Source organism: Streptomyces sp. NPDC060028, from assembly GCF_042736725.1.
Classification (GTDB): Bacteria; Actinomycetota; Actinomycetes; order Streptomycetales; family Streptomycetaceae; genus Streptomyces.
Genome location: NZ_JBHWVJ010000037.1, coordinates 26,425 through 43,306 on the forward strand (window position 1 = coordinate 26,425; position 16,882 = coordinate 43,306).

The 16,882-nt window shown below is 70.4% G+C and carries 11 protein-coding genes; all 11 read left to right on the forward strand.

Translation table 11 applies throughout. The features are described from left to right. Nucleotides 1-20 precede the first annotated feature (20 nt). The 11 genes from ACFWBF_RS19840 (at nucleotide 21) to ACFWBF_RS19890 (ending at nucleotide 14,830) form a co-directional block, all read left to right on the forward strand. On the forward strand, nucleotides 21-6,158 hold the full coding sequence (locus ACFWBF_RS19840) for an SDR family NAD(P)-dependent oxidoreductase (RefSeq protein WP_385603238.1): 6,138 nt from the start codon (nucleotides 21-23) through the stop codon (nucleotides 6,156-6,158). Continuing rightward, nucleotides 6,155-7,111 (forward strand): 3-oxoacyl-[acyl-carrier-protein] synthase III C-terminal domain-containing protein, encoded by a 957-nt coding sequence (locus tag ACFWBF_RS19845; RefSeq protein WP_385603241.1) that lies wholly within the window; start codon nucleotides 6,155-6,157, stop codon nucleotides 7,109-7,111. The genes ACFWBF_RS19840 and ACFWBF_RS19845 overlap by 4 nt, the downstream gene beginning before the upstream one ends. A 68-nt stretch (nucleotides 7,112-7,179) precedes the next feature. Next, entirely contained in the window at nucleotides 7,180-8,154 is a 975-nt protein-coding gene (locus tag ACFWBF_RS19850; RefSeq protein ID WP_385603340.1) for a 3-oxoacyl-ACP synthase III family protein, read from the forward strand. After that, a complete protein-coding gene (locus ACFWBF_RS19855; protein WP_385603244.1) occupies nucleotides 8,151-9,425 on the forward strand; it encodes a type III PLP-dependent enzyme in 1,275 nt (424 codons plus the stop codon). The genes ACFWBF_RS19850 and ACFWBF_RS19855 overlap by 4 nt, the downstream gene beginning before the upstream one ends. 23 nt (nucleotides 9,426-9,448) lie before the next feature. Then, nucleotides 9,449-9,718 carry an acyl carrier protein gene (locus ACFWBF_RS19860; RefSeq protein WP_385231876.1) on the forward strand — a complete coding sequence of 90 codons (270 nt, stop codon included), beginning with the start codon at nucleotides 9,449-9,451 and terminating at the stop codon, nucleotides 9,716-9,718. A 1-nt stretch (nucleotide 9,719) separates the two neighbouring features. Further along, nucleotides 9,720-10,535, forward strand: a complete 816-nt coding sequence (locus ACFWBF_RS19865; protein ID WP_385603247.1) for a hypothetical protein — start codon at nucleotides 9,720-9,722, stop codon at nucleotides 10,533-10,535. A gap of 53 nt (nucleotides 10,536-10,588) precedes the next feature. After that, on the forward strand, nucleotides 10,589-11,074 hold the full coding sequence (gene acpS / locus ACFWBF_RS19870) for a holo-ACP synthase (RefSeq protein ID WP_385603250.1): 486 nt from the start codon (nucleotides 10,589-10,591) through the stop codon (nucleotides 11,072-11,074). Continuing rightward, nucleotides 11,067-11,516: a hotdog fold domain-containing protein gene (locus ACFWBF_RS19875; protein WP_385603253.1), complete on the forward strand. Its 450-nt coding sequence runs from the start codon at nucleotides 11,067-11,069 to the stop codon at nucleotides 11,514-11,516. The genes acpS and ACFWBF_RS19875 overlap by 8 nt, the downstream gene beginning before the upstream one ends. 37 nt (nucleotides 11,517-11,553) lie before the next feature. Beyond that, a complete protein-coding gene (locus ACFWBF_RS19880) occupies nucleotides 11,554-12,801 on the forward strand; it encodes an MFS transporter (protein ID WP_385603256.1) in 1,248 nt (415 codons plus the stop codon). Next, nucleotides 12,798-13,268 carry an ester cyclase gene (locus ACFWBF_RS19885; protein WP_385603259.1) on the forward strand — a complete coding sequence of 157 codons (471 nt, stop codon included), beginning with the start codon at nucleotides 12,798-12,800 and terminating at the stop codon, nucleotides 13,266-13,268. The genes ACFWBF_RS19880 and ACFWBF_RS19885 overlap by 4 nt, the downstream gene beginning before the upstream one ends. A 38-nt stretch (nucleotides 13,269-13,306) precedes the next feature. Continuing rightward, entirely contained in the window at nucleotides 13,307-14,830 is a 1,524-nt protein-coding gene (locus tag ACFWBF_RS19890; RefSeq protein ID WP_385603262.1) for a class I adenylate-forming enzyme family protein, read from the forward strand. Nucleotides 14,831-16,882: the final 2,052 nt, after the last annotated feature.

Below are 16,882 nucleotides of genomic sequence, written 5' to 3' on the forward strand. Positions count from 1 at the left end.
GAAGCAGAGAGACAAGGCGCATGTCCGACGAAGCAAAGCTCCTGCAGTACCTCAAACGCACCACCACCGAACTGAACCGGGCCGAGACCCGCCTGCGCGAGGTCGAGGAGCGCTCGCGCGAGCCCCTCGCGATCGTGGGAATGAGCTGCCGCTTACCCGGCGGTGTGAGCACGCCCGACGAGCTGTGGAACCTGGTCGACGAGGGCCGGGACGCCATCACCGATTTCCCGACCGACCGGGGCTGGGACCTGGAGAACATCTACGACCCCGATCCGGCCCGCGTCGGCAAGACCTACGTCCGGGCCGGCGGCTTCCTGCACGATGCGTCCGAGTTCGACCCGGCGTTCTTCGGGATCTCGCCCCGAGAGGCCCTGACGATCGACCCGCAGCAGCGGCTGCTCCTCGAAACCACCTGGGAGGCGTTCGAGGACGCCGGGATCGTCGTCGACGACGTGCGCGGGACGAACACCGGCGTGTTCGTGGGGATCATGTGCGACGAGTACGGTCTGCGCTTCCTCAAGACGCCGATCGAGGGCATCGACGGGTATCTCGGCGTGGGCAGCGCCGGCAGCGTCGCCTCCGGCCGCATCTCCTACACCTACGGTTTCGACGGCCCGGCCGTCACCGTCAACACGGCCTGCTCCTCCTCGCTCGTCGCCCTGCACCTCGCCGGTCAGTCGTTGCACCGCGACGAGTGCTCGCTCGCTGTCGTCAGCGGCGTGATGCTGATGGCGACCTCGTTCTCCTTCACCGAGTTCAGCCGCCAGCGCGGACTTGCCCCCGACGGGCGGGCCAAGTCGTACGCGGAGGGCGCGGACGGCACTGCCTGGGCCGAAGGAGCCGGAACTCTCCTCGTCGAACGTCTGTCGGACGCGCGTCGCAAGGGCCACCGCATTCTCGCGGTCGTCCGGGGTTCCGCCGTCAACCAGGACGGCGCCAGCAACGGCCTGACCGCCCCGCACGGGCCCTCCCAGGAGAAGCTGATCCGGGAGGCCCTGGCCTCCGCCGGGCTCACAGCGGCCGACGTCGACGCGGTGGAGGGCCACGGAACGGGCACCAAGCTCGGCGACCCGATCGAGGCGCAGGCGTTGCTCGCCACGTACGGGCAAGGACGCGGGGGAAGCCCCCTGTGGCTCGGTTCCCTCAAGTCGAACACCGGGCACACGCAGTCCGCCGCCGGCATCGGCGGGATCATCAAGATGGTCAAGGCGATGCAGCACGAACGGCTGCCCAAGAGCCTGCACATCGACGCCCCGAGCTCGCACGTGGACTGGGAGAGCGGAGACGTACGGCTGCTGACCGAGCCGGTGCCGTGGCCCCGGGCCGGCCGGCCACGGCGTGCGGGTGTCTCCTCGTTCGGCATCAGCGGTACGAACGCCCACGTCATCATCGAGGAACCGCCGGCGCAGGAGGCAGCCGTGCCGGCGCCCGTCGACGGCGCCCTGGTGCCGTGGATCCTCTCGGCCCGCAGCGCCGAAGCCCTGCGCGGGCAGGCGGCCAAGCTCCACACGGCGCTCGCGGCCCAGCACACGGCGGACGCCGCTCTCACCCTCGCCACCGCCCGGACGCCCATGGAGCAGCGCGCCGTCGTCATCGGCAGCGACGCCGGCGAACTGCTGCGCGGCGTGGAAGCCGTCGCGGCCGGTACTTCCGCGGCCCACGTCGTACGTGGCACCACCCGCAACACCGGCCGCACGGCTTTCCTTTTCACCGGCCAGGGAAGCCAGCGCCTGCAGATGGGGCGGGAGCTGCACGCCGCACACCCCGCGTTCGCCCAGGCCTTCGACGCCGTGTGCGATGCCCTCGACGCCCACCTGGACGTACCGCTCACCAAAGTCCTCTTTGCCGAGGACGATCCCGAACGGCTCCTCAACCGGACCGAATTCACCCAGCCCGCGCTCTTTGCGGTCGAGGTGGCGCTCTACCGGCTCGCCGAGTCCTGGGGCCTGCGCCCCGACTACGTCACCGGGCACTCCATCGGCGAGATCGCCGCTGCCCACGTCGCCGGAGTCCTGTCCCTGTCCGAGGCGGCCAAGCTGGTCACCGCCCGCGGCCGGCTCATGCAGGCGCTGCCCGGCGGCGGCGCGATGACCGCGGTCCAGGTGACCGAAGCCGAGGCGCTGGCCGCCCTGGCCGGCCGTGAGCACCTCGCATCGATCGCGGCGCTCAACGGTCCGCAGTCCGTGGTCCTGTCCGGCGACGCGGACGTCGTGGCCGAGATCGCCGGACACTTCCGCGATCAGGGCCGCAGGACCAGGGACCTCCCGGTCAGCCACGCGTTCCACTCGCCCCACATGGACGGCATGCTGGACGAATTCGCCGCGCTGGTGGCCGGCCTGTCCTTCTCCGCGCCGCAGATCCCCCTGGTGTCCGATGTGACCGGAGCACTCGCCACCGCCGAGGAGCTGTGCCGCCCCGGCTACTGGGTCGAGCACGTGCGCCGCCCCGTGCGGTTCAGCGACGCCGTCGAGACGCTCTACGCGGAGCGGGTCCGCACCTTCGTGGAGATCGGCCCGGACGGTACGCTCTCCGGCCTGGTCAAGGCGTGCCTCGGCGACGAGCGCCAGGCCCTGGTCGTACCACTGTTGCGGCGGGGCCGTGCCGAGCCGGCGGCGGTGCTGACCGCGCTTGCCGAACTCTTCGTCCACGGCGTCGCCCCCGACTGGCAGGCGGTCCTCGGGGATCTCGGCGGACGCCGCGTCGACCTGCCGACGTACGCCTTCCAGCGCGAGCGCTACTGGCTCGACGAGCCCACCACGGCCGGGGATGTCACCTCGGTCGGGCTCAGCTCCGCCGAGCATCCGCTGCTCGGAGCGGTGACCCACATCGCCACCGACGACAGTGTGGTGTTCACAGGCAGGCTGTCCCAGCAGTCACACCCGTGGCTCGCCGACCACGTCGTCCACGACACGGTCCTCGTACCCGGCACCGCGCTGCTTGAACTGGCCAACCGGGCCGCCGCCCAGGTCGGCTGCGACGTCGTGGAAGAACTCACGCTCCAAGAGCCCCTGGTGCTCCCCGCACAGGACGCCGTCCGCCTGCAGCTCACCGTGGGCGCGCCGGAGGAGGACGGCCGCCGCGCGGTCGTACTCCACTCCCTTCCCGAAGAGGAGCCGGACGAAGGCGGCTGGATGCGCCACGCCGCCGGCTGGCTGGCCCTCTCCAACACCGCCGCGGCTCCCGAGGGGCTGACGGACTGGCCTCCGCACGACGCCTCCGAGGTGGAGCTGGACGGCCTGTACGACCGCCTGGCCGACATCGGCTTCTCCTACGGGCCGGCCTTCCAGGCGCTGCGCGCCGTCTGGCAGCGGAACGACGAGTTGTTCGCCGAGGTCGCGCTGTCCGCCGACCAGCAGGACGCGGCAGGCGCCTTCGGCCTGCACCCGGCGCTGCTCGACGCGGCCCTGCACGCCCTGGCCTGGGACGGGATACGCCACGGCGACGCCGTGGGCCGGCTCCCGTTCTCCTGGAACGGCGTACGGCTGCACGCCGTCGGCGCCGATTCCCTGCGTGTGAGGTTCTCACGCGAGAACCCCGACTCGATCGCCCTGACCGTCGCCGACCAGGAGGGCAACGCCGTCGCCTCGGTGGAATCCTTCGTCTCCCGTCAAGTCGCCGGGGACCGGATCGGTGGGGGCCGCCGTACCTTCAACGACGCGCTGTTCCAGGTCGAATGGGCACCGGTCGGTGCTCCTGCCGCCTCGGCCGTCGAGGAGAGCGTCCAGTACTTCGCCTCTCCCGCGCAGCTGCTCGACGCCCTCGCTTCGGACTCGGTCAGCGCCGGGGCAACGGTGGTGGATTGCGTCCCGGCCGCTTCGGACGATCTCGCCGCCGCGGTCAGGACCACCACCGGCGAGGTGCTGGCCCTCCTGCAGCAGTGGCTCGACCGGGGACCTGAGGGCCCCGCCCGGCTCGCCCTCATCACCCGGCGGGCCATCGCCGCCGGTGCCGAGGACGACGTGACCGACTTGGCGACCGCTCCCGTGTGGGGACTGGTCCGCTCGGCTCAGTCCGAGGCTCCGGGGCGCTTCGTCCTGGTCGACCACGACCACCAGGCCACCGCCGGTCCCGACACCCCCGGTCTGTCCGCGGCCCTCGCCACGGGCGAACCGCAGGTGGCCGTCCGCGACGGCGTGCTGCTGACGCCGCGACTGAAGACCAAGACCGTGTCGACTGCCGAAACCGACTCCCCGGGAGCCGCCTGGCAGGGCACCGTCTTGATGACCGGTGGCACGGGCGGGCTCGGTGCGCTGCTCGCCCGCCACCTCGTGACGGCACACGGGGCACGACGTCTCCTGCTGGTCAGCCGTCGTGGTCCGCAGGCCGCGGGCGCCGAAAGCCTGGTCGCCGAACTGGCCGAACTGGGGGCGAGCGCCAAGGTTGTGTCCTGCGACGTCACCGACCGCCGGGCTGTCGCCGAGCTGCTGGCAGCGATCCCTGCGGAACACCCGTTGACCGCCGTGGTCCACACGGCGGGTGTGCTCGACGACGGCATCCTGACCTCGCTGACCCCCGCGCGGCTCGACAAGGTACTCGCCCCCAAGGTCGATGCCGCCCTGCACCTGCACGAGCTCACCCAGGACATGGACCTGGGCGCCTTCGTGCTCTTCTCCTCGGTCGCCGGCACCCTCGGCAGCCCGGGCCAGGGCAGCTACGCCGCGGGCAACGCCTTCCTCGACGCCCTCGCACACCACCGTGCCCGGCGCGGGCTGCCCGCGACAGCGCTGGCTTGGGGCGTATGGGAGCCCACCGGTGGCATGGCCGACACACTGCAGGACGCGGACCTCAAGCGGATGGAGCGCTACGGCGTCCTGCCCGTCTCCGCCGAGCTGGGCATGGAGCTCTTCGACGCGGCATGCGGGGATTCCGCCGCCGCACTGGTGCCCGTGCGGCTGGACCGCAAGGCCCTGCGCACCTCCGGCCAGGCCCTGCCGCCGCTGCTGCGGGGACTCGTGAAGACCGCCGCACGCCGCGCCGGCAACGGGACGCAAGCCCTCCCGTCCGCCGTCGGCGGCTCGGCGGCTTCGGCCGAGTCCCTGCGCGAGAAGCTGGCGGGGCTGCCCGAGGACCGCCGTCTCAAGGCGGTCACCGACACGGTGCAGGACATCGTCGCCGCCGTGCTCGGCCACGGCAACGTCGACGCCATCGACACCGAAACCCCCTTCCGGGACCTCGGTTTCGATTCGCTGACCTCGCTGGAGCTGCGCAATGCGCTCAACCAGGCGACCGGCCTGCGACTGCCGGCGACCGTCGTCTTCGACCGCCCCAGCGTGGGCGACCTGTCGGAGCACGTCTTCGGCCAACTGGGCACCCTCGCGCCCGGTGCGTCGGCACCGGCCGCGCCGTCGGGCACCCTGGTCTCGCTCTTCCGTGCCGCGCACGAGAGCGGGCACCTCGACCGGGCGATCGCACTGCTGGTGTCGGCGGCGGGGATCCGTCCGCACTTCGAGGACGCGGCTCAGCCGCCGTCGTTCCCGCGGGCGTCCGGCCCCGCTCAGGCGCCGGTCGTCGTCTGCTTCCCGTCCATGATCGCCATTTCGGGGCCCCAGGAGTACGACCAGTTCACCCCGCACATCGACGGCCGCGCGGTCTCGGTCCCGCCGCTTCCCGGGTTCACCCCGGACCAGCCGCTGCCGGCCTCGCTGCCGGCCCTCGTCGACCTGCTGGCCCAAGGCGCGGCCCGACTCGCCGACGGCAGGCCGCTGGTACTGCTGGGCCGCTCCACCGGCGGCTGGATCGCGCACGCCGTGGCCCAGCGTCTGGCCGAAGAGGGCACGGCCCCGCGGTCCGTCGTACTGATCGACACCCTGGCGAGCCCGCTGGACATCAGTGATCTGTCCATGGTCGCCGACCAGATGCTTGACGAACACAGCAGCCAGTGGCTCGACGACGACCGGCTCATCGCGATGGGCGGATACATCCAGCTCTTCGACGGATGGACTCCGCAGCGGCTGTCCGTGCCCACCCTCCTCGTACGGGCGGGGGAACGCACCGGCACGCACGACCGGCCGCGCTGGCCGCTCGCGGACACCACTCTGGATGTCCCCGGCGACCACTTCACCATGCTGGCGGAGCACGCGGGGACCACCGCGCAGGCCGTCACACACTGGCTGGACTCGGTCCTCGCCGGGACGGACCGGGACGGAGCACGGTCATGACCGCTCCGATCGCCACCCTCGAACGGGTGGAGAGCCATCTGCCGGACCGGCGGGTCGTCATAGAGAGCCTGTCGGAGCCGCTGGGCCTGAGCCGGGCCAAGATGTCGCTGTTCCGCAAGGTCCACGGCCTGCACACCCTGCGCCAGGAGCCCACGGCATCGCTGTTCGACCTGCTCCTGCCGGCGGCCCGGCAGGTCGTGGACGGCCTCCGGGACCCGCGCCGGATCCGGTTCGTGGTCTACGCGCACGCCATCCACGAGGTCGCGCCGGCCGGCTTCGACGCGGCCACCGCCCTGCGCGACGCACTCGGGCTCACTGACGCGGAGGCATTCGCCCTCAGTCAGCAGAACTGCGCCAGTGGGCTCGGGGCCGTCGAGGTAGTGGCCCGGCTCCTGGCCGACGGCGACCCGGCCGACCGGGCTCTGCTCGTCATCGGCGACAAGCCGTACTCGCCGCTGATCCAGAAGGTGCCGAACACGGCCCTCATGGGAGAGGGCGCCGCGGCGTGCCTGATCGCTGCGGCAGGTTCGGGCGACCCCGTCCTTTCCCACGTCAGCCGCACCTTGGGGCAATACGCGCGCCTGATCTCGCTGCCCCCGGAGGAAGCGGCGCTGTACGGCAAGGCATACGCGCCGGTGCTCGCCGACGTGATCCGCAGGGCGGTGCGGGAGGCCGGACTCGCCCTGGAGGACATCGACCTGGTGATCCCGCACAACGTCAACATGCTGGCCTGGCGCAACACCATCGCCGAGCTGGGCATCCCGGCGGAACGCGTGTTCCTGGAGAACATCGCCCGCTACAGCCACTGCTTCGCCGCCGACCCGTTCGTCAACTACGCGACGCTCCGCGCCGCGGGACGCCTCGTCGCCGGCCGGCACTACCTGATGGCCGGGGTCGGTGCCGGAGCGACGTTCACCGCCCTCGCCCTGACCCACCGGGGAGGTGCGAGGTGACCAGCCACCGAGCGGAGCCGGACCAGCCTGCCCGCCTGCCCGCCTGCCCGACGAACCTGGAGAGTGCGATGACGGCGCCCGTCACGACATTGGAGGCCGTGGAGTCCTTCACACCTGAGCGGATCGTGCCCATCAGCCAACTGGCCGACAGGCTCGGCCTGCGCAGGACCAAGCTCCGGCTCTTCGAGCGCGTCCACGGGCTCAAGGAGATCCGCTTCGACCAGGAACTCGACCTGTTCGACGTAGTGCTGCCGGCGGCGCGACGCATCACGGCCGACCCGCTGGTGCGGGAACGGATCAGGTACGTCGTCTACGCGCACACCACCCAGGCGGTGGCGCCGGCGCACATCAGCCCCGCCCAGGAGATCAAGGACCGCCTCGGGCTGGCCGATGCCGAGGCCTTCGCCCTCAGTCAGCAGAACTGTGCCAGCGGCATGGCCGCGGTGGACACCGCCGCGCAACTGCTCAGGGCGGAGGGCCGACCGGGCGACCTCGCCCTGGTGATCACCGGCGAACAGGCGTTCTCGCCTCAGATCCAGCTCATCCCCGACGTCGCCATCATGGGCGACGCCGGAGCGGCCTGCCTGCTGACGCTCGACGGCGGCGGAGACCGCGTGCGCTCGTACGCCACCCGTACCCTGGGTGAGTTCTCGGCGGCCATGCTCCTCGACGAGGAGAAGTCGCTGGAGGTCAGCAAGTTCTACGCGCCGGTGCTGGCCGAGGTCGTACGGGAAGCGGTGGCTCAGGCGGGGATGACCCTCCCCGACATCGACCTGATCATCCCGCACAACGTCAACCTCCAGTCCTGGCGCCAGACCATCGGCGAACTGGGCATCGACCGCTCCCAGGTCTTCCTCGACAACGTCGAGCGCTACAGCCACTGCTTCGCCTCGGACATGTTCCTCAACTACACCACGCTGCGCGACGCCGGCCGCCTGACAGCAGGGCGCAACTACCTGTTCGCCACGGTCGGTCTCGGCGCCACCTTCGCCGCCATGGTGATCACCCATCAGCACACCGACCCGACCGGGGGCACGGCATGACCAACTCCGGCGAGTTCCAGGTACAGGGCCTGCCCGTCTCCGAGATCGCCGCGGAGTTCGGCACACCGCTGTACGTCTACGACTCCGACGTGCTGCGGGACGTCTACCAAGGGCTGCGCACCCGCATGCACCCCGGAGTCGACATCTTCCTGTCCCTCAAGGCCAATCCCAACATCAGCGTCATCGGTTTCCTGGGCACCCTCGGGGCGGGAGCCGAGGTCTCCTCGCTGGCCGAGCTGGAAACGGCCCGTCGCGCCGGGATCGCCCCGGGGGACACGATCTTCCTCGGGCCGGGCAAGACCCGCGCCGAACTGGAAGCGTGCGTGGCCGCCGATCTCCACGCCGTCGTCTGCGAGTCGCTGGAGGAACTCGAAGCACTCGACGACCTGGCCGTCGCGTCCGGGCGCGAGCGGCTGCCGGTGATGCTGCGCATCAATCCGGGCTTCCGCACCAAGGGATCCGGGCTGGCCATGGGCGGGAAGCCCCGCCAGTTCGGCATCGACGAGGCGGAGGTGCGGGCCGCGCAGCGGTTGCTGAAGGGGCTGCGCCGAGTGGACGTCATGGGCGTGCACGCCTACATGGGCACCCGCTTCCTCAACCACGAAGACCTGGTCCACAACACCCGGCAGATCCTGGCGATGGCCGAGTCGTTGTCCGAGGAGACCGGTATCGAGCTCAGGACCGTCGACTTCGGCGGGGGCTTCGGCGTTCCGTACTTCGACAACGAGACCGAGCTGGACCTCCCCTCACTGACCGAGGGGATCAACGAGGCCGTCACGGAGTTCCTCGACCGGCACCCTGAGTGCCGCCTCATCAACGAGCTCGGCCGCTACCTCACCGCTCCGTGCGGCACGTACGTCACCCGGGCGCTGTTCGTGAAGGAGTCGATGGGCGAACAGTTCGTCGTCGCCGACGGCGGCACCAACCACCACATGGCCGCGGTGGGGGTCGGCAGCTTCGTCAAGCGCAACTTCCCCATCCGCTCGCTGACCCGGTACGCCGAGGAGCCCGTCGGCACCTACACGGTCACCGGCCCGCTGTGCACACCCAACGATGTGATCGGCAAGCGGGTGGCGCTCCCTCCCGTCACCGCCGGCGACCTCATCGGCGTCGAACTCTCCGGCGCGTACGGCCCCTCCGCCTCCCCGGGGCTCTTCCTGAGCCACGGGTTCCCCGCAGAGGTCATGGTCCATGACGGCACGGCCCGCCTGGTGCGGAGCCGGGACACCGTCGAGGACCTCCTCGGCAAGCAACGACTCATCGATTTCTGATCACCCCCACAAGGAGCATGACCATGGACAACAGCACGATCGTGGCGCAGGTCGAGACCGCGCTCGGCGAAGTACTGGAGCGCGAGGTCACCGGTCTGACCGAGGACATCCGTCTCTTCGAGGACCTGCACCTGGACTCCACCTCCGTGATGGAGATGCTGATGGAGCTCGAGGACAGCATGAAGATCGTCATCGATCCCGAGAACCTCGACATGGACGACTTCCAGTCCATCGGCACCCTCACCGAGTACCTGCGCCGGATCAGCCCCGAGCCGCAGGACGCGGGTGAATGACATGACGACCGTAGCCGCATCATCCGTCGTCCGGGCGCCGGACGGCCGTGCCTTCCACGAGGACCAGGCCATCCTCGGCTTCTATCGCGATCTGGTCGAGCCGTTCGGCTCGACCGTGGACGAGCAGTTGCTGCGCGACGGCCGCAACGTGTTCCACCAGGACCTCGTCGACCGGCTGGTGGGCAGCGAGGACATCGACGTCGCCGCCGACCTGGTCATCGTCACCCACGCGCTGCCCGACGTGCACCCCTTCACCGCGGTCGCCTCGCACCTCAACATGCTGCTCGGGGGAGGTGCGCAGAGCTTCAGCATCAGCGAACAGGGGCTGGCCGCTCCGTTCACCGCGCTGCGGATCATCTCCGCCTACCAGCGCGGGGGCCGGTCCGAGCGCGCGGTGCTCGCGGTGCTGGAGCAGACCACTCTGCCCACTCCGCACCCCCTGGTGGACTCCGGCGACCTGGTGGACTCCGGCGCGCTGCTCGTATTCGAGGGCGGCCAAGGTCTGCAGGTCGGGGGCGTCGAGTCCTTCCCCGACGCGGAGGCCACCTCGGCCCGGCTGAGGGAACTGGCCACGGACGGGGGCGCCGATACGCTCCTCGTCCTGGGCCCCTGGGTCCAGGAGCAGACGTCGGAGGCCGGGGCGCAGGTCCACCGGGTCCCGTCCGGCAGCTACTGCACCAGCGTATGGCTGGACCTGGCCCAGCACTGGCGGACATGGCAGAGCGACTACCGGCGGGTCGTCCTCTGCGACGTCGACCCGCTTTCCGGCCGTGGGCAGTTGGCCCTGTTCACCACCGCTGCCGTCGCCACGCCCTAGCGGAACCAGCGGATCAGGGGCCACCACGCCCAGACGAAAGGAACGGACGCGAGATGCGCATCGGGGTCGACGTGCTCGCCCTAGGTGAACTGGACCGGCTGAACACCCGCGGCTGGTTCCGCCGGCACACCTACGACCAGGAGGAGCTGGCGCTCGCCCAGTCGCTGTCACCGAGCCGGGCGAGGGAATTCCTCGCCGGTCGGTTCGCCGCCAAGGAGGCCGTCCTGAAGGTCCTGGGTACGGGCTTCGGCAAGGGAATCAGCCCCGCGCACGTCCGCGTACTGCGCGACGACCGCTCCGCCCCCGTCGTCCGGCTGGCCGGAGCGGCCGCGCGGCGGGCGGCCGAGCTCGGACTCGGCACCATCGCGGTCTCCATCGCCCACAAGAACGAATGCGTTGTCGCCGTGGCGATCGGCGGCGCCCCCGACGACGACCCGACACTCGGCCCCGGCCAGGCCGCGGTGGCCACCCGGATCGCCGTACAGAAGATCGCCCGCTTACGAGCCGGCATCGGAACAGCGAGGAACGGCAATGCCTGAGGAAGTCAGCGCCACCCTCAGGGTGCGCATGAGCCAGCAGGACGTCCACTACGGCGGCAGCCTGGTCGACGGCGCCCGGCTGCTGCAGTTGTTCGGGGACCTCGTCACCGAAATCACCATCCGCAGCGACGGCGACGAGGGCCTGCTCACCGAGTACCAGCGGGTGGAATTCCTCGCTCCGGTGCATGCGGGGGATTTCATCGAGGCCACCGCACGGCTCGTCGCCCGCGGCAGACTGCGAAGAACCGTCGAGTTCACCGCGCACAAGACCATCGAGGCCCGGTACGACCTCGGGGCCACCAGAGCCGAGGCGTCCGGCGAGCCGACCCTGGTCTGCCGCGCCGTCGGCACCGCGGTCGTTCCCCCGGCAGCCGCACGCCGCAGAGCCCGGGAGGCCGCCCCCACGAAGGACCCGGCCCAAGCCCCTCCGTCCCGGGTGTGACCCGGGCATTGACCAAGATGACCGAAGGACTTTCTTCATGACCACCCCCACCTCGGCCACAGCCCTGCCGGGCCGTGTGCTGGCCGTTGCCGTGTGCAGCGCGTTCCTCGTCGGCCTCGATTCGATGATCACCGTGCCGCTGATCCCCGAGATCGCGGCCGACACCAACACCGCCGCCCGTGCCGGCGGTCTGTTCGTCAGTGCCTATGCGCTGTTCTTCGCCCTCGTGGCACCGCTGTGCGGCGCCATGTCGGACCGCCTGGGACGGCGCCGGATCCTCTGCACGGGTCTGGTGATCTTCGCTCTGGCCAACGTGCTCACCGGCCTGGGTGGCGACTTCACCCTCATCCTGGTCAGCCGCGCGGTCGCCGGCCTCGGGTCGGCCATGATCATGCCGAGCGTCTACGCCATGATCGCCGAGAACTTCCCGTTCGAGAAGCGCGGCAAGATCATGGGCATCGTCGTGGCCGGCCTGCTCAGCTCCACCGTGCTCGGCGTACCGCTCGGCTCCTACCTCGCCTACCTGATGACCTGGCGCGCCGCGTTCTTCGCCGTCGCGGTCGTCGCCGTCGCCGTCTACCTGATGGTCCTCCTGCGGCTGCCGGCCGTGGCTCCCAAGGACCCGAAGGAGCGGGCTCCGGGCCACCCGGTGGCCGGCTACCTCGGCATGATCCGACGTGCCGTCACCACACCGGCGCTGCTGTGTGTTCTGGGCTCGACACTGCTGTGGAGCGCCGCCCTGTACGGCATGTTCTCCAACATCGGAATCTTCTTCGCCGAGCGCTTCGACTTCAACGAGGCCCAGACCGGATTCGCGATCATGGGATCCGGAGCGGGCAGTATGACCGGCGCCCTCCTGGGCGGACGGATCGCCGACCGGCTCGGCAAGCGCCGTGTGCTCGTCGTCGCCGCAGTGGTGGCGGCCGCAGGGGTGACCGCCGTACCGCTGATCGGCGAGCACCTCGTCGCCGTGCTCGTCGTGTTCATCCTGTGGGGCACCGCCGTCGGCGTCGGGCAGCCCGCCCTCAACGCCCTCGTGAGCGAGCTCCGCCCGGAAATGCGCGGCACCGCGCTGGCCCTCAACGGCTCGGCGCAGTACACCGGCATGATGCTGGCCACCAGCATCGCGGCGGCCCTCCTCCAGGGCAGCTTCTCCTTCACGGTCATCGGCGCGCTCTGCGGGGTCTGCGCCCTGGCCGTCCTGCCCCTGCTGATCGGGGTACGGGTCACCGCGCCCCAGGAGACCCCGGCCCAGCCCGCCACCAGGACGGAGACCTCGGCATGAGCGCCCCTGCCGGCCAGGAGACGGATCCCGGAAAGATCCTCTTCGAGCGGTTCGTCGATCTGTGGAACGGCGAGGTGGACTTCCCGGACGCCGCGGAGTTCATCGCCGACGAGTTCACGGTGCACAGTGCCGAACTCGCCCGCTACCTGGGTTTCCCTGATTCCAATCGGATCACCACCCGTGACGGGCTCCTCGACTGGGTCGGGGCCGTCCGTGGGCTCCTCCACGACGTGCGGTTCACGACCGACCCCGGCCCCCTCCGGGACGGCGATTACGTGGCCGGCGGCTATACGGTGACCGGTACGTATGCCGGCGGAGCTCCCAAGGCGACCGTCGAGCCCGGAACCCCCGTGCGGTATGCGGGCATGTCCATCGTGCGCCTGCAGGACGGCAAGATCGCCGAGTACTGGGTGCTGTCGGACGGCCTGGGCCTCCTGTCACAGCTGGGAGCCGTGACAACTCCCTGACCGCCCGCCCTTACCCGTATTCAGAGGATTGTTGACCCATGCCTGAAATATCCTTACTGCACGATGTGCTGGACTCGGCCGCCGAACGGTGGCCGGACCGCCCCGCGGTGTCCCGGCTCGGCTCGACCGCGACGTACGCCGAACTACGGGACGCGAGTCTGCGGCTGGCCGCATGGCTCCACTCCGAGGGTGCTTCCCAGGGACGACGGCTCGTCATCTCCCTGCCGCCCGGCCCACTGGTGCCCGCACTCGTCTTCGCGGCCTCGCGCGTCGGCGCCGTCTACACGGTGCTCCACGAGCAGGTTGTCGGAGCGCCGCTGGAGCATGTCCTCGGCGACTGTGAACCCACCCTGGTCGTGGCCGACGGCGCGTCCGTGCTGGACACCGTCCGCGCCCTGGGCATCAACGCAGTCACCGCACCCCAGGCACAGGCACGGGCGTTCCCCGTCCCGGCCGCACCGGCGCACTCGGCACAGATGCTGCCCGCACCCCTCGCCGTCGACCCGCTCTCCCTCATCTACACCTCGGGCACGACGTCGGCACCCAAGGCCGTGGTGAGCACGCACCAACAGGCCGTCTTCGCCGCCCAGGCCATCCAGCAAGTCCTGGACTACCGCGCCGACGACGTCGTCTACTGTCCGCTGCCCCTGTCCTTCGACTACGGGCTCTACCAACTGTTCCTCGGCGCGCTCAGCGGATCCCACATCGTGCTGGGCAGTGCCGCCGAAGCCGGGCCGGCGCTGCTGCGCAACCTCCTGGAGAGCGGCGCGACCGTACTGCCGGCCGTCCCCTCGGTCGCCGAATCCCTGGCCTGGCTGCTCAAGCGTGCCTCGCGGCGACCCGCCCTGCGCCTCGTCACCAACACCGGTGCGGCCCTGTCCACCGAGACGCTCAACGCCCTGCGCGCGGCGATCCCGGAGCTGAAGGGGCAGGTGATGTTCGGACTGACCGAGTGCAAACGCGCCACCATCATGCCCCCGGACGGTGACCTGCTCCGCCCCGGATCATGCGGCCTCCCGCTGCCCGGCACCGAGGTCTTCACCGTCGACGAAGAGGGCAACAGACTGCCGGCCGGTGAGATCGGCGAGATCACGGTCCGCGGTCCGAACGTCATGTCCGGCTACTGGCGGCGTCCCGAACTGAACCAGCAGAAGTTCCCGCTGCGCGACGGTCTCTTCCCCGAACTGCGGACCGGCGACTACGGCCGGCTGGACGAAGACGGCTACCTGTACTTCTCCGGTCGTCGCGACGACCTCTACAAGGAGCGAGGTTTCCGGGTCAGTGCCACCGAGGTGGAGGCCGCGGCTCACCGGATCCCGGAGGTCGCCTCCGCCGCCGTCCTCCCGCCGTCCGGGAAGAAGTCGGCGCTGCTTGCCGTGGTCACCGACCTGGAACCCCAGGCCGTCCTCGAGCGGATGCAGGAGCAGATCGAGGAGTACAAGATTCCACGCCGCTGCGTGGTCCTTGAGACCCTTCCCCTGAGCCGCAATGGGAAGGTGGATCGCAAAGCACTGGCGGCCCTCCTCGAAGACCGGGCCCGCTCGTCCACCACCGTGCGCTGAGGCTCCGGGCGCTGACTGTACGGCTGGGTCATGAGGGCTGCGGCGTGAGGGGCCGATCAGCCCTCCGGGCGGCGCCAGGCGGCGGTCGGCCCTGTGGGCCCATTCGGGTGCCCCGCCAGCGCCGCGCGGAGGATCCGGGTTGGTCAGCACCTCCGGCTCGGCCTCGTCGGTGGCGTCCGAGTCCGGCCAGCACCCGAACGGCCCGGCCCGGTGCGGACGCTGGCGCCAAGCCCGCAGCGGTGGCGAGAAGCTCGCCGGGGGTCCCGCTGACAGGCGAGCCTGCGATCGGGTTCCCCACTTTGCTTGACCAGGTCAAGGGTGTGAGGAGGAAGGGCATCGGAGAGTGCGTGCGTGGCCAGCCGACCGGAGGTCGGCCGGGGCCCGATGGTTAACGGTGGGTCAGGTAGCCGAGGTGGGGGAAGCCATCGCAGCGGGGGGGGAGTTCGCATGCGGGGTGGATGACGGCCGGGCGGCGTCGGGGGTGGCCAGCAGGGGCGGCGATGGTGATCGGCTGGCCGCAGTGCGGGCAGTTTCGGGCCACCTCGGACTCCAGAACGTCGCGGCCCCAGGGCTTGGCGGTGCCCTTGACCACCGGCAGCCGGGGCAGGGCCGGGAGCCCGGTCCGGGCCGGGACGACGGGCTGCGGGGAGTGGGGGAAGGGGGCGACGCCAGCCGGTCGTCCCCTCCTGTCGATGAGTTGCTCAGTTAGCGCAGGGAATGGCGGCCCGCAGGGCGACAGCTGTCTTCGCGGAGAACCGTCTTCTGTGAGAGAGCGGCGGTGTGGTGCGGTCACGGCGTCTCCTCGAGAACCTTGGCCAAGACGGCTTGGATCCTTGCGCTCGGTCGAGAAGCGGCGCCTGTCCGCCACTGTGTCCAAAGCCGCGCGGGCGTCGCTGCTGGCGGACCTGGAGCACTGGCCGAAAGAGGGCGCCCGGGCGTGTCTGCGAGAGCGGCATGTCGCTGGGGCAGCCATGAAGAAGATTCATTCCCTCGTCATCTCCGTGGGCCTGGTCGCTGCGCTGACCGGAACCGCGCAGGCCAGTGGGCACCCGGCCGTGCACCGCTGCCGACCAACCAGATCACGAACGTGATCAGCGGCTACGTCATCGACAGCGCCGGGAAGACCGACAGCACCCGGGTGCCCGTCTACATCTACAAGGACGCCGCCAACCCCTCGGACAACCTGAGGTGGAGGTACGACCCGGCCACACAGCACATCATCAACATCGCGACCGGCTACGTCCTCGACAGCGGCGGCGACACCAGCAGGCCTGAAGTGGAGGTGGGACGCCGAAAGGCAGCACATCGTCAACGTCGCCACCGGCTACGCCCTCGATGCCGGACCCACCCATCCGCTCGACCAGCCCCAGCTCACAGTCCCTCTTCGCGTACTGGGACAACACCAGCACCTCGGAAACACTCAGGTGGAAGACCGACATCTTCAACTGATCCCGGCAGCGCTGACGTCCAGTGCACGGACCGCCCCATGACACTACGAAGGGCTCGCGCTTTGCGCGGGGCCGTTCTTACGAACGAACGCCACGGAGGCCCCCAGCAGGAGTCCTGGCCCGAGTCGGACACGCATCCTCGCTCTGACCGCCGCCATCTGGTACAACCGGGCCAACGCACACCTCGAAGTCGCTCGTGTTGCTGGCGAGGACGAGCCAGGCGTTCCCTTCGGGTGTGGGCTCGTCCTGCAGGATCTCGAAGCCTGATCCGCCGTAGCCCCCGCCCGTGACCACCTTGCCGGCGGGACACAGTGCTGCGACGAATCGGACGGCATGCGCCTCGATGGTGACAAAACCGATATCGGCCGCTTCATGCCCTGTCACACTTCCGCCTCCAGCGGGGGGTGGTGGAAGAAGCGCTCTGACTGCAACTGACCTTCTGGGTACCGGTGAAGGTGTTGCCCTGGCCGACTTGTCCCGCTGGGAAGCAGGCGACGGTGAGCGATAGCACGTCGAGGAGAGGCAGCAGCGATCCGTCGTCCGCGGCGGGCGTGCGCGCTGCCCGCCCCGAGGAGCAAAGCGGCCAGCGCGGTGCTGGCGGCGG

Bases quoted from the DNA above. Each gene is read 5' to 3' on its own strand.
- ACFWBF_RS19840 (WP_385603238.1), top strand. From the start codon at position 21: ATGTCCGACGAAGCAAAGCTCCTGCAGTACCTCAAACGCACCACCACC.
- ACFWBF_RS19845 (WP_385603241.1), top strand. From the start codon at position 6,155: ATGACCGCTCCGATCGCCACCCTCGAACGGGTGGAGAGCCATCTGCCG.
- ACFWBF_RS19850 (WP_385603340.1), top strand. From the start codon at position 7,180: ATGACGGCGCCCGTCACGACATTGGAGGCCGTGGAGTCCTTCACACCT.
- ACFWBF_RS19855 (WP_385603244.1), top strand. From the start codon at position 8,151: ATGACCAACTCCGGCGAGTTCCAGGTACAGGGCCTGCCCGTCTCCGAG.
- ACFWBF_RS19860 (WP_385231876.1), top strand. From the start codon at position 9,449: ATGGACAACAGCACGATCGTGGCGCAGGTCGAGACCGCGCTCGGCGAA.
- ACFWBF_RS19865 (WP_385603247.1), top strand. From the start codon at position 9,720: ATGACGACCGTAGCCGCATCATCCGTCGTCCGGGCGCCGGACGGCCGT.
- acpS (WP_385603250.1), top strand. From the start codon at position 10,589: ATGCGCATCGGGGTCGACGTGCTCGCCCTAGGTGAACTGGACCGGCTG.
- ACFWBF_RS19875 (WP_385603253.1), top strand. From the start codon at position 11,067: ATGCCTGAGGAAGTCAGCGCCACCCTCAGGGTGCGCATGAGCCAGCAG.
- ACFWBF_RS19880 (WP_385603256.1), top strand. From the start codon at position 11,554: ATGACCACCCCCACCTCGGCCACAGCCCTGCCGGGCCGTGTGCTGGCC.
- ACFWBF_RS19885 (WP_385603259.1), top strand. From the start codon at position 12,798: ATGAGCGCCCCTGCCGGCCAGGAGACGGATCCCGGAAAGATCCTCTTC.
- ACFWBF_RS19890 (WP_385603262.1), top strand. From the start codon at position 13,307: ATGCCTGAAATATCCTTACTGCACGATGTGCTGGACTCGGCCGCCGAA.